The organism is Pediococcus acidilactici DSM 20284, from assembly GCF_000146325.1.
GTDB classification, from domain to species: domain Bacteria; phylum Bacillota; class Bacilli; order Lactobacillales; family Lactobacillaceae; genus Pediococcus; species Pediococcus acidilactici.
The window spans coordinates 1,823,913-1,837,300 of record NZ_GL397067.1; the positions used below are offsets into that span (position 1 = coordinate 1,823,913).

At 42.6% G+C, this 13,388-nt stretch carries 12 protein-coding genes; 4 read left to right on the forward strand and 8 right to left on the reverse strand.

Going from position 1 to position 13,388, the window contains the following annotated elements; genetic code table 11:
- The first annotated feature begins 99 nt into the window (after positions 1-99).
- Positions 100-603 (forward strand): Cys-tRNA(Pro) deacylase, encoded by a 504-nt coding sequence (gene ybaK / locus HMPREF0623_RS08685; protein WP_002831043.1) that lies wholly within the window; start codon positions 100-102, stop codon positions 601-603.
- A gap of 52 nt (positions 604-655) precedes the next feature.
- Here ybaK and HMPREF0623_RS08690 read toward each other — a convergent pair whose 3' ends face one another.
- From HMPREF0623_RS08690 to HMPREF0623_RS08705, 4 genes are all read right to left on the reverse strand, one after another.
- Complete coding sequence (locus tag HMPREF0623_RS08690; RefSeq protein WP_036671457.1) at positions 656-1,828, reverse strand: MalY/PatB family protein; 1,173 nt, start codon at positions 1,826-1,828, stop codon at positions 656-658.
- Positions 1,829-1,871: 43 nt separating this feature from the next.
- Positions 1,872-3,914, reverse strand: a complete 2,043-nt coding sequence (malX, locus tag HMPREF0623_RS08695) for a maltose/glucose-specific PTS transporter subunit IIBC (RefSeq protein ID WP_004166740.1) — start codon at positions 3,912-3,914, stop codon at positions 1,872-1,874.
- Positions 3,915-4,003: 89 nt separating this feature from the next.
- Positions 4,004-4,753, reverse strand: a complete 750-nt coding sequence (locus tag HMPREF0623_RS08700; RefSeq protein ID WP_002830061.1) for a MurR/RpiR family transcriptional regulator — start codon at positions 4,751-4,753, stop codon at positions 4,004-4,006.
- 492 nt (positions 4,754-5,245) lie between these two features.
- On the reverse strand, positions 5,246-5,776 hold the full coding sequence (locus tag HMPREF0623_RS08705; RefSeq protein ID WP_002830062.1) for a DUF1836 domain-containing protein: 531 nt from the start codon (positions 5,774-5,776) through the stop codon (positions 5,246-5,248).
- Between the two features lie 147 nt (positions 5,777-5,923).
- On the opposite strand from HMPREF0623_RS08705, the gene HMPREF0623_RS08710 reads away from it, so the two are divergent.
- Positions 5,924-6,250: a hypothetical protein gene (locus HMPREF0623_RS08710; RefSeq protein WP_024862611.1), complete on the forward strand. Its 327-nt coding sequence runs from the start codon at positions 5,924-5,926 to the stop codon at positions 6,248-6,250.
- 175 nt (positions 6,251-6,425) lie between these two features.
- On the opposite strand, the gene HMPREF0623_RS08715 is transcribed toward HMPREF0623_RS08710, so the two are convergent.
- On the reverse strand, positions 6,426-7,364 hold the full coding sequence (locus HMPREF0623_RS08715) for an aldo/keto reductase (RefSeq protein ID WP_002830066.1): 939 nt from the start codon (positions 7,362-7,364) through the stop codon (positions 6,426-6,428).
- A gap of 222 nt (positions 7,365-7,586) precedes the next feature.
- Here HMPREF0623_RS08715 and HMPREF0623_RS08720 point away from each other — a divergent pair, with 222 nt between their 5' ends.
- A complete protein-coding gene (locus HMPREF0623_RS08720) occupies positions 7,587-8,972 on the forward strand; it encodes a hemolysin family protein (protein ID WP_002830067.1) in 1,386 nt (461 codons plus the stop codon).
- A gap of 60 nt (positions 8,973-9,032) precedes the next feature.
- Here HMPREF0623_RS08720 and HMPREF0623_RS08725 read toward each other — a convergent pair whose 3' ends face one another.
- The 3 genes from HMPREF0623_RS08725 to HMPREF0623_RS08735 all read right to left on the reverse strand — a co-directional run bounded on the left by HMPREF0623_RS08725 (position 9,033) and on the right by HMPREF0623_RS08735 (position 12,749).
- Positions 9,033-10,643 carry an ABC transporter permease gene (locus tag HMPREF0623_RS08725; RefSeq protein ID WP_004166743.1) on the reverse strand — a complete coding sequence of 537 codons (1,611 nt, stop codon included), beginning with the start codon at positions 10,641-10,643 and terminating at the stop codon, positions 9,033-9,035.
- Positions 10,633-11,568, reverse strand: a complete 936-nt coding sequence (locus tag HMPREF0623_RS08730) for an ABC transporter ATP-binding protein (RefSeq protein WP_004166744.1) — start codon at positions 11,566-11,568, stop codon at positions 10,633-10,635. Before HMPREF0623_RS08730 ends, HMPREF0623_RS08725 begins: the two co-directional genes overlap by 11 nt.
- Before the next feature lie 365 nt (positions 11,569-11,933).
- Entirely contained in the window at positions 11,934-12,749 is an 816-nt protein-coding gene (locus HMPREF0623_RS08735; protein ID WP_004166745.1) for a Cof-type HAD-IIB family hydrolase, read from the reverse strand.
- A 163-nt stretch (positions 12,750-12,912) separates the two neighbouring features.
- On the opposite strand from HMPREF0623_RS08735, the gene nrdI reads away from it, so the two are divergent.
- Entirely contained in the window at positions 12,913-13,386 is a 474-nt protein-coding gene (nrdI, locus tag HMPREF0623_RS08740) for a class Ib ribonucleoside-diphosphate reductase assembly flavoprotein NrdI (RefSeq protein ID WP_002830072.1), read from the forward strand.
- Positions 13,387-13,388: the final 2 nt, after the last annotated feature.

Genomic DNA, 13,388 nt, shown 5'->3' on the forward strand with positions numbered 1-13,388 from the left:
TCCTGTAGATTAGTTGCTATATCATTATAGCAAACTTACCACTTTCATTTTGTGAGGGATTCGCTCAATGTGCTAAAATACATTGCTGGGTGATAGATTATGTCGAAGAAAAAGAAAAAAGGAAAAATTTCCAAAACCTTAGTAGAACAAATTTTAGATAAACATAAAATTGAGTACCAACAATTCGTTTTTCCAACGTACCAAGATGGGGACGTTAAGCAACTCAACGTCGACCACATCGGAATCGACGATCACGTCATTTATAAAACCCTCGCTTTAACCGGTAGCCAAACCGGTCCGCTGGTTGGGGTAATCCCCGTGGACGAACACCTTAGCTATAAAAAATTAGCGAAGCTGTCCGGAAATAAAAAAGTCGGTATGATTCCGCTAAAGAACTTGGTGGCAACGACTGGGTACGAACACGGCGCCAACACCCCGATTGGCATTTACGAAACCAAGGGATTTCCAATTTACATTTCGGAAATCGCTAAGGAACAAGGGACTATTATCGTTTCTTCGGGTAAAATTGGCCGTTCCGTTCAGTTAAAAGCTACGGACCTCGCTGACTTGGTTCATGGTACCTTTGGTGATATTACTGAATAAAATAATCCCCCGAACCGTGGGCAAATTGCCATCTGGTTTGGGGGATTATTTTTTATTGGAGGGCCGCAGTAATGCTTTGTTGCAAGCGTTCCAAGCCATCTTGAACCTTCGTCTTCGGGCATCCGACGTTAAGCCGTAAAAACTGCTTACCATTTCCGCCATAAATGCCGCCACCCATAATGGCAACCTTTCCCACTTCTACACAATACTTTTGAATAGTTTCCATGGAAAGTGGCAGGTCGGTTACGTCTAACCACAACAGATACGTTGCTTCCGATTCTACCAGCTTAACTTGGGACAAGTGCTGTTTTAAATACGTACGAACCAGTTCCACGTTAGCTTCCACGTACTCATTTAACTCGTCCACCCACGCTGATCCATTTTTGTACGCAGCCATCGTAGCTTCCATTCCTAAAATACTACATGAAGACAGGCCGTCCTTATTTTTTAAGGCGTAGTTAAACTGGGTTCTTAATTCTGGATCTGGGATTAACAAATATGAAAAAATCAATCCTGGAAAGTTAAAAGTTTTAGTTCCCGAAGTAAGTAACGCGGCGTTTTGCTCCACATACTTTAGAATATTTTGGTGATGCACATTTTTTCGCACGACGTCCATGTGAATTTCATCCGCGATGATAAAAACGTGGTACTTTTCGCATAGTTGAACCATTTTTTGTAATTCTGTCGTGGTCCAGACGCGACCAGTGGGATTATGTGGCGAACAAAGCAACATAATTTGATTATTAGGGTCGGCTAGCTTTTCTTCCAAATCCGCAAAATCAATCGTGTACTGCCCATTTTGATACCGCAACGGATTTTCAACCAATTTTCGTTGGTTAGCATGAATAGTTTTAAAAAAAGCATCATACGCAGGAGTTTGCATTACCACTCCCTCACCTGGTTTTGACTTTATTTGTAATAGTTGGGAAATCGAATAAATTACCGACGGACTATACACAATCCACTCGCCATCCACTTTCAATCCAAAACGCTTTTGAAACCAATGCTGCGTGGCTTGTTTAAAATCACTGTGATTCCAACGGGTATAACCATAAATTGGATGTTGAATCCTCTTTTGAATCGCTTCATTTACGCTAGGCGGTACCGCAAAGTCCGTATCTGAGATGGTAAACGGCAATAAGTCCGCCTTGCCAAACCGGTCCTGCACATAATCCCATTGCGTGCAATAAGTACCTTTTCGATTAATCACTTTATCAAAATTCATCAAAATTTCACGACCTTCTCTTTTCAATCTCTGCTTTTACAACTTAGGCACTTTCAACCTCAATGATTGGCGTATTTTTTTCTACCATTCCCTTAGCAATCATCCCGACGTTAGTGTACTCAGCAAAATTAGTAACCACCACTGGCGTAACCGTAGCTAGCCCCGCATCCGCTACCATTTGCCAGTCTGCCGTAGCTAATAAATCACCGACCTTAACCTGTTCGTCAACGGCAACCTTGGTCTCAAACGGCTTTCCGTCTAGTTTGACAGTATCAATTCCCAAATGAATTAAAATTTCCATTCCGTTAGTTGCTTTAATTCCAATTGCGTGTTTAGTAGGAAAGACCGTTGTAACCACTCCGTCTACCGGAGAAACCACTTGTCCGTCCGTAGGCTGAATTGCCGCACCTTGCCCAATCATTCCAGTTGAAAAAAACGCATCCGGAACTTCCGTTAATGGCACCGCTTTTCCAGCTAATGGCGCTCCAATTTGGAACTTTTTAGCTTCGGGTTCGGCACCTTCTAAAAGGGCGTCTAATCCGTTGCGCACGGTAGTAACCTTAGTTCCAATAATCACCTGGACACTTGTATCATCTAAATGAACTACTCCTAAAGCACCTAATTTTTGAAGTTCCTCGTCATTGATGATTGAGCCGTCCTTAACAATCAATCTCAAACGGGTGATGCAGTTATCCAAAGTGACAATATTGCTTTTTCCACCAAGTGCTTTGAGAATTCCCGGAATGTCATATCCACCGGCGTTTCCACTCGTCCGAATTTCAGCATCCGTATATTCTGGTTCCGTAGCAACTTCCCGTCCCGGTGTTTTTAAATCACGCCAAAGGATAAATTTCTTAAAAGTGAAATAGTATGCCAAAAACCAAAAGATCCCTACAATTGGAATTAAATACCACTTAGTTTGGGTGCCTTGCATAACCCCAAAAATTAAGAAATCGAGGACTCCACCGTCAGTATTGCCAATGTTAACCCCTAACAAGCTGACCACTAAGGCTCCAAAACCAGTCATAAAGACGTGGAAAAGCCAGAGAAACGGACTGATGAAGAGGAACAAAAATTCAATTGGTTCCGTGATTCCAGTAATAAAGGTCGCAATGAACCCGGAAATTAATAGACCCTTTATTTTGGCCCGATTTTCGGGTTTGGCCGTGTGGTACATTGCCAACGCTGCGCCAGGGAGCCCAAACATAAAGGTCGGCATCTTTCCTTGAGATAAAAATTGGGTCGCACTATGCGAAATTGGCAAATGATTTTGTAATTCCGAGTAAAAAATGTTGAGGGCCCCCGAAACTTGGTGACCATCGATCAACATGGTGCCTCCTGCTTGGGTAAACCGGATGGTGGCAACGAGAATGTGATGTAGTCCAAATGGTAACAGCAATCGTTCACCCGAGAAGAACAACATTGGTCCAAATGGTCCGGCACCGTGAATCAAAGCTCCTACTTCGTTAATTAAAAAGGCAAATATCGGCCAGATAATTGGCAAAATGATCCCCACGACGGCCATCACTAACGACGTAATGATCGGTACGAAACGCGCACCGCCAAAGAAAGCAAAGCTATCTGGCAATTGAATCGTGCAATATTTTTTATTCAAGTTATACACAATTATTCCGGTTATAATTCCGCCCAGCACGCCCATTTCGATGGTTTGAACACCTAAAACTAGCGATTGCCCCGCCTTTTGCATTGCATCCGCGTCGGCAAGTTGGTTAGTTAAACCTAAATAAAAATTAATTGCTAAATTCATTACCATGTAACCAACGAACCCGGAAAATGCAGCAACTCCCTTTTCCTTTTTGGCAAGTCCCAGAGGAATCGCCATCGCAAACATTACCGCTAAGTTATTAAAAGCAAAACCGCCGATGGCCGACATGTACTTAAAAACCACTTGGAGAATGCTATTTCCTAAAAATGGAAATGCATCAATAGTGGTTGGACTCGAAAAAGAGCTTCCAAGTCCCAATAACAACCCCATAAATGCCATTAAAGCAACTGGCAGCATGAATGTTTTCCCCAGTTCTTGGAAAAAGCCTCCTAAAGCGATTCTTTTCTTTCCCTTTGACATAAAGGTAACCTCCTATGTAATCGTTTTATTGAGTTAAGGGTACCATTGCAACGGCGGTCAAACGGCAAAATTAGAAAAAAAGACCGAAACTACAACGTTTCGGTCTTTTTTGGTGTAATTTTACACAATTCTAAGTAACGCTGAAACAGGGATTGCAAAATCACAAACATCGGAGTTTTATCAGTAACTTCGATTCCCGCAATGTAAGTGACCTCCGTCAAGCAATAAATGGCAACGTCCGCGATTGCCGATAACGAATTATTTGATAGATTGGTTAAGCTAACCACCTGATGTCCCCGCTCCTTGGCTTTTTTAGCTAAATTAACGATCGCAGGTGTTTCTCCTGAAATTGAAATAAAGAAGAAGACGTCCCCCGCTCCATTGTTAATTCGGCTCAACACCTCTTTTTCATAACCTAAGAGCTGAAATTTACTGTCTAAAACTTGAAAACATTCTACCCCTAATTCAGCAATCAAATGGGTTTGATCTTGCGCATAAAAGTTAACCAAACGTGCTTTTTGAAGTAATTTAGCTAATTTTATTTCCCGCTTTTCATCAACTAATCCGAAATTTTCCTCAATTAAGGCCAGTTGTTGATTGCCAGTTTGCTTTTCGAGGAGTTCGTGGCGCAGTTCCACTTTTAATTCGGTAAACCCGCCATAACCTAACTTACGGCAAAATCTGGTAATGGTATTGGGTACGGTAAAAAAGCGTTCCGCCAAGGTAACGATTTTCATGTTAATTACCTCAGCTTGGTGTACCAAAATATACTCGACAATATTTTCTTCAGTTTCCGTGAGCTTATATTCCAGATTTTGCGCGCGAATGGCAAACTTCATTTCTTTAAACTTCCTTTGGGTAGATATTATTTACGTCCGCAAATATTGATGTCCTATTATTTCCAAAACTAATTTTACATGCTTTGGTTAGTTTAACAAGGTTCTGTGCAAACATTCACCCTAAAAAAATTATCCACCCAACTGACAGTTTTATATGCTGCGTAGTCGAAACGCGTTATGGACCCCAGCTCTCTGCGGCTAACTAAATTAGGGACCAATCGCCTAACCCGCGATCAGTCCCTAATTCCATTCTTTCTATGCTGCATTGTCGAAACGTGCTCCGTAACCCAAACCTTTCCGGTTAACCAAATCACGTCACCAATTGCCTAAACCGCAATTAGTGGCGTGATTCCGTTCTTTCTATGCTACGTAGTCAAAACGCGTTATGGACCCCAGCTCTCTGCGGCTAACCAAATCAGGGACCAATCGCCTAACCCGCGATCAGTTCCTAATTCTGTTAGTCCTCAAGAGCTACCCGGGCTCCAGAACGCTCTATTTTATTTTCGTCGGTTCGTGCGACTTTGAATTCTTTACTATTTTTACTAGTTGGTTGGTTTCCAACTGGTCCACCACCATATCTGATGCTGCTTCCAGTAGTTGGTCCGTTAGGTTTTCTGCATGGCGATCTGGTCTTGATTTACCAATCAAGCTAATCTTCTTATTTAGCAAATCAATAAATCGGTCATAGGCCTGCTTCGGATATTCACTTGCGGTTACCCGGTCAATTCCCGAACGAATCTCTTGAATCGAAAAGGATTGCTTTAGCAACGTCAACAAGAGGATATCCGCGATTTGCATTACCTGATACTTCTTCTTCGCTGGGGCGACAATCACTTTATTTTTCACGTAGTTGTTGATCATTGCCGGCGTCACTGCTTCCAAGCCTAAAGGTCCCGTGTATTCCGTCATCAACGCCACTACTTGGTCCATATACAAATCAAAATTTGGCAAATCATCCCAGTGTGGTAATTCCACCCGGCTGACTAATTCCAACCACCGTTGATATTCTTTATAATTACTCATTGCTAAAACCTCCTTATTTGTTTTCTTTTATTGTAACATCATTACCTAGTTTTATAAACTAGATTACCTCGTGTAATAAACAATAATTATCAAAAGTCATCTTTTATGGTAATCTATTCATATTATTCACAGGTGGAGGAAAGTAAAATGTTTGATCCAACTAAAAAAAGAAAAGTTGCTGAAGAAGTTAAGGAACAGTTCCCAAGCGAAGTAATTAAAGGCTTGTGGGATACGTTGAAACAAATGAAAAAGGACCAAATTGTGGTTACTCCCGTAATTGCGTTTGCCTTTAGCGACGATTTTACCGATGACGAAATTTACGTAATGGGCCTGCAAAATTCAGGTGCCGTTGCTAAGGAATACACTATTAAATACAGTGGTTCGAAAGACTTTCTTGGCAAAGGAACCATCGTGGTCGTCCAAGACAAGCCTAAAAACATTACCATGAAGATTAGTGACGTCAATAAGCAATAGTTCCTAAAAAAGTGTGTGGGACCAAAGTCGGATAGTTTGTGAGCACTAACTAAAAGCGACCATTATGCCTGAATTGGGCATGATGGTCGCTTTTGGGTTAAGCAGAACAAACTGACCTTTAACTTCATTAAAAGGCAAAATCCCAAAATGATTTTTTAGCTGCTTTTTTCATCGCCTATGGTAAATCATTACCCGCTGCGTAATAAATGTCGTACCATTCTTGTCCGGTAAGCTCCACGTCGCTACCAGCTGCCGATTCCTTAATCCGTTGCGGATTCATGGTACCTAATAATACTTGGAATTGAGCGGGATGACGTAAAATCCATGCCGTGGCAATGGCGTTCTTGGTTACCCCATAAATATCCGCAATTTCTTGCATTTTCTTATTCAACTCAGGGAACTTCGGATTATCAATGAACACCCCGTCGAAGAATCCGTATTGGTAAGGTGACCACGCTTGAATCGTCATGTCATGAATCCGGGAATATTCAAGAATCTGACCATCGTGGTTGACGCTCCGGTCGTCAGTCATGTTGGTGTGCATGCCAAAGTCAATCATCCCCGTATGCATAATGCCAAATTGGAGCTGGTTAATGATTAGCTTTTGTTGCAAATATTTTTGTAATAGTTCTATTTGCATCGGGTTAAAGTTGGACACCCCGAAATGCCGTACTTTTCCCGCCGTTTGTAATTCATCAAAGGCTTCCGCGATTTCTGCAGGTTCCATTAACGGATCTGGTCGGTGAAGTAAAAATGAATCTAAGTAATCCACTCCCAAGCGCTGTAATTCGCCATCTACCGCGGCAATCAAATGTTGCTTGCTAAAGTTGTAACGGTTGCCGTACGGAATGTCCCCATCATTTTCACTGACAATGCCACCCTTGGATTGGATGTATAGTTCATCGCGACTAGCCTTAGCTAGCTTAAGACCAGCCTTAAACTTTGCACTTGATGCTCCATGCCCGTATAAATCTGCCGAGTCAATATAGTTAATCCCCGCATCTACAGCCGCATCAATTACTTCCGCAGCCTTTTCGTCGGAGAGCGCATCCATCCGCATGATTCCTAACGCTACGTTGGAAGCGTGCATGCCGCCCACGTTAATTTGCTTCATTTCCATACCTCCAGATAAATTCTAAAGTTTCTTAAACAACATCATCATACCACCAATAAAAGCGATTACAATTGTTACAGCTAGTCAACGAATAAATTTTTTGGGAATGATTCCTTGAAATATCCCCTTAGTTTCGGTAAAGTACGGTTCTTGGCATACTAATTTGAATTTTAACGTTGTATAATATAACAATAACGAGAAAAAAGAAATGGGGAATTATTTTTGGATAGCGGTCAGATAGTCTCTAACCTGATTGTGATACTTATCACTTTTATATTAGCTTACTTCTTCGTTGCCGCCGAATTTGCCCTTGTGCAAACCCGGCCCAGTGCCTTAGAAGAAGCCGAAAAAGAAGCAACTAGCGCACGCAAGCGAAAGAAATATCGATTGGCAATGCGGATGGTTAGTCGCCTAAACGAATATCTTTCAACTACTCAGGTTGGTACCTCAATCTGTGGGATCATCCTCGGTTGGATTGGTGAATCAACGGTTGAATATTTCGTGGTCGAACTATTTGGGGCTACACACATGGTTAACAGTGCCTCGCTGCACATTGTGGGGGCAGTAATCGGGGTTCTACTACTAACTTACTTAGAAGTGGTAATCACCGAAATTGTTCCCAAGAACATCAGTATCGACATTCCGTTGAAGGTTTTGATGTGGGTGGTAACTCCGCTTCACTATTTCCACACTGCTTTTTATCCATTCGTGTGGTTACTGAACGCTTCGGCAAACGGAATTGTCCGGTTAATGGGAATGCAGCCTGCCGACGAGAACTCAGAAATCTTCTCCCAAGCAGAAATTTTAAACCTTTCTAAAAACGCGGTTAGCGGCGGAGAATTAGACAAAAACGACTACGTTTATATGCAACGGGCCTTTGATTTTAATGATAAGGTCGCCAAAGACATCATGATCGACCGAACTCAATTAGTAGTTTTAGATGTCGACAGCACGGTAGACGATGCGTTACGCCAATACTTACAAAGTCGCTTTAGCCGTTTCCCAGTAGTTGCTAATAACGATAAGGATAAGATCCTCGGTTACATCTACAACTACGACATCATTCGGCAAAGCCAAGTGGACGGTAATATTAAGGTCAGCAAGTTATTACGTAACATCATTACCGTTCCTGAAACGCTGGCGTTACAAGACGTCCTAGAACAAATGATTAAAAAACAAGTTCCGATTTCCGTAGTGGTTGACGAATACGGCGGAACAAGTGGAATCATCACCGATAAGGATATCTACGAAGAAGTTTTCGGCAACATCAACGACGAAATTGACGACGTTTCGGGAGACTACATTCATAAAGAAGCTGACGGTTACTTCAAGGTTAGCGGAAAAATGACGGTGTACGATTTTGAACGGTACTTTGGCATTGACGTGCCCGACTTTGAAGAAGAAGACGTGGTTACCCTTGGTGGTTACGTCATCGATCACAACCCGGAAATCAAAGTACATGAACACGTTCGAATTCAAAACTATGATTTCGAAGTGCTTGATAACGAAAACGCCCATATCGACTGGTTCTTGGTCCACAAACTAAAACCTGAAGAGCTCGCCGATGTGCCGCCGGTCGTTCCGGAAGTAGATCACTTTACCGATTAAGCTAGGTACACAAAAAGCAGGGACTATCTCCCTGCTTTTTATTTTGGCTAAAAATCGCTTTTAAGAGAGGTCGCGCCGATTAAATCCCCAATAACCAATGACCATTAAAAGTAACCCGAGCGCTATCAAAACAAACACATAACTGTAATTAACCTTGTCTAAAGGAACCATCTTGGTCCATCCTAATCCGGTAAGTTGCTTAGTCCAGGCTGGTAGTTTAAGTAGACCGCCAAGATAACTAGTAAAGAATGCGTACCCCAGATACAACCAGGTAATTCCGTTTAACTTCGGCGCAATTCCGTTAAAACAGACTGCCAGGCCAACGGTCAAGATAATTGTGGGAGCAAAGGCAATGAAAGTTTTTACGTATGCTGCAAAGCCAATGTCACCCTGGGTCAGCACCCAATTTCCCGCAACGTCAACTCCCAACAGTCCTACCGCAAAACCTAGAACACCAATTTCTACTCCGTTGGCCACGTACCCAGTCAACAAGCGGTTGCGCGAAACCGCCTTAGCATACACGTTTTCAAGATAACCGCGTTGTTGGTCACCATGGAGTTTATTAACGCTCATCACTGCTGGAATCGTTCCTAAAACAGCCATAATCATGCCAATAATTGAAATGAAATTAAGCAAAATTTGGTGATTAGCACTGTGGATTGCCGATTTTTGCATAACGAGTTGCATGGTCGGGTTAGATTTTAAAATATCTCCCACCGTATCAAAAATTGAACCGAGCATTCCGCCTAGGATAAATAGTGAAAATAACCAAATCCAATTACTATGACGTTGTAATTTTTCGATTAACGTAATGGGTCCTTGTAAGGTACGTGCTGCGCGGGCCCGTCCCACAGATCCCTGAAACATGCCCGCGCCCACGTCTCGGCTTTGGTTAACCGCCAAGACTGCTAAACCAATCAGCATCCCTAAGCTGAACGTTAGAAAAACGGGCGTCCAGTTATTGTCATGAAAAGCTTCAATTTTTTCAATCCATCCTAAGGGAACCCACCAAGTTTGGGCAGGATTTTTAAGGTCGGTAAACATCCGGGCAACGTACATCACCACCAAAATCATGTAACTAGCAATCGTCGCCGAACGAGCGTTATCAAAAACTTGAGCCATTAATAAACCAACCATGCCAAACAGTAATCCTCCGGCTGCTAAACTCAAGCCAATTAACCACGCTCCATTCGCGTTAACCCCCGCCATAGAACTAAATTGGATTGCTAAACTATATAGCACTCCCGTGACCGCATTGATTATGAATAGTTCCGTGAGCGCTGCCATAATTATCGACCAGTTACCAACGTCGTGAGCGACCACCAATTCCGTAAGACCTTGATCCTCCTCGCCACGAGTAGCACGAATTGCAAAATAAATGTTCATCGCAATCATCGCAATTGCCATAAATACCAACATCTCGGTTGCAAACAGGTCTCCGCTAGTTTTTAACGGGGTATCAAACGTCCCGAAAAAGGCTTGCATTGCCGGTGTATTGAGGGTTGCTTTGATGGACGAAATTGCTTGGCGAGTTCCGTACAGCGTTTCAAACTTGAACGCCACGCTAGCCATCAGCCCTGCTAATACTAAGACCCAAACGCCAATGTTTAAACGATCACGACGTAAATTTAACGCAGTCAACAGTCCGTAACCCTTCATTTTATTTTTCATGATCAATCACCTTACGTTGGTTTGCGTCCTGTTTGTAGTATCTGAGAAATAGATCTTCTAAAGTTGGCGGAGTGCTTTGGATCGCTAAAATATTTTTCACCGTCAAAATTCTCATCACTTTGCTAATCGCGTCCGTATCGACAGAAAAACTAATTTTTTTCGGGTTCCGTTGATCAACCTCAAATGCGTGCACCCCAGGTATATTTTTAACCGTTTCAGCAGCGTCTTTAGTAGCCACGGTAATTTGTGTGCGGGTTAAGTGCCGCATTTCATCTAACGTTCCCTGCTCAATAATGATCCCTTCACGAATAATGGCAATTCGATCGCACATCCGCTCCACTTCAGATAATATGTGGCTAGACAATAGAATCGCCTTTCCTTCGTTCTTAAGTTTTAACACTTCCTCCTGAAAAACCTCTTCCATCAGGGGATCTAGCCCCGAAGTGGGTTCATCAAAAATGTAACACTCCGCATTTTGGGAAAAAGCCGCGATTAACGCCACTTTTTGCCGATTTCCTTTTGAATAAGTTCGCGCCTTTTTCTTCGGGTCCAAATCAAAGCGTTCAATTAATTCATCAGTCCGCTTAGAATGCTTTTCTCCGTTCATTTTCAGGAATAAGTCAATAATTTCGCCACCAGTCAGATTAGGCCACAAATATACATCGCCTGGTACGTAAGCAAGCCTGCGATGAATTGCCACCCGATTTTGCCAAACATCTTGATCAAACATGGTGGCTTTTCCTGCACTTGCTTTAATAATCCCCAAAATCACCCGAATTGTCGTCGTTTTTCCCGCACCATTGGGCCCAATAAATCCGAAAACTTCACCACGGTTTACTTGAAAAGTAACGTTTCGCAATGCCTGAACTTTACCAAAGTTCTTTTGGATTTGTTGCACATCTAATACCTTTTTTGCATTCATCATCAGCGCCTCCCTGCTAGGACCTCTTTAATTCCAACACAGAATACGCTCTGCGGGTATATAAGTCAACGTAAATATATGGGGATTTTTCCTTTGAAGATCCCTTATTTTCGGGGTTCTTTGTTGCCTAGTCAAAACGTGCTATCAGGACCAGCTTCTTCCGGTTAACCAAATCAAGGGAACCAATCGCAAAGCTCGCAATTAATTCCCTTGATTCCGTTAAACCTCGAGGGTTCTCTGCTGCCTAGTCAAAACGAGTTCCAGCCCTAACTTCTTCCGGTTAACCAAATCTAAAGACCAATCGCCCAACCCGCGATTAGTCTTTAGATTTCGTTAATCCTCGGAAGCTACCCAGTCCTGAGAGCACTCTAATTAAAATACCTCTCCAAAAATTTTCCAATTCCATTTTCCAAATTACTTTCCGTCACCGCATCCGCTTCCTTTTTTAGCAGTTCCGGGCTATTCCCCATTGCTACCCCGGTTCCTACCGCGCGAATCATTTCCAAATCATTCATATCGTTACCGAATGCCAACGTTCTTTCCACCGGGATTTGATACTTATCCATAATCGCGCGAACCGCCGTAGCCTTTGAAATTCTTCTTGGAATCAATTCCAGATTGTTTGGCGACGATGACGATACCGCTAGTAATTTCGTTGCCATCAAGCGTTCCTTCGCCTCTTGCAAACGTGCGGAGGGCTCATCATCAATTGTGATCCCATTAATAATTTGGCTGCTCAATTGCTGGAGATGGTCCAAATCTTGAATCTTTTCAAATCCCCGATTTCCCATTTTATCCGCCATCACGCGAACCCGCGCTAAGCGACTTAGGCGCCACGGCTTTTTGTTAGTATAGTAGGTCATCTCGGTGGTGAAAAAGTTCGTTGAAAGTCCTAAGTCCATCGTAATTTGGTAAATTTCCTTCAACGCGTTCCATCCTAGATGCTCCTGATGAATATGGTTTCCTTTTTGGTATACCGATCCGTTTGACGCAATGATTTCAACATCATCGTTGATTTTTTTCTGAATTAACTTCGCTAGTGACAGCATCCGCCCCGTGGCAATGTAAAAAATTACGCCCTCTCGTTGAAGTCGTTCAATTACCTGTTTGGTTGCTGGTAAAACATTTTGGTGATTATCAATTAACGTTCCGTCAATGTCCATGAATACTAAATGTGGTTTCACTACCTTCACCCCTTACATTACTGCCTATTATTGTACTACATTCTGGTAGCGTTTCCATCTTTCTCGGCAGTTTAAGTGAGTTTGTTATTAACCCGTGGTATCATTTTATTTAAGAGGAGCGTAAAATTAACTGTAACAGCAAATATAGTAAGGAGTTCTAACCATGAAAAATGAAATTCACCTTTTGTACATCTCGATTGCGGGTAATACGCAATCTTTCGTCGACGATTTAAGTGACTACGCCGAAAAAATGCACCAACAAGACCCGAAAAATCCGTTAATTTTCGCCAAGGAAATCACGGACGAAACGGAATTTGCTGATGAAGAGATTCCTTATTTTGCCTTCGTTCCCACCTACTTGGACGGCGGGAACGGCATTGACAACGGTGTTAAGGAACTAATGACTAACGTGTTGGGTGAATACATTGCCTACCACCACAACCGCGAATTATGCCTCGGCGTGGTGGGGAGCGGCAACCGCAACTTTAACGAACAGTATTGTCTAACTGCGCGCCGCTACGCTCGGGATTATGGTTTTGAAATGATCGACGATTATGAACTCCGCGGAACTACCAAAGACTGTGAACGTATTTACGCTAACATGGCAGAACGTGTCGAAGAAGAAATTAACGTATAAAG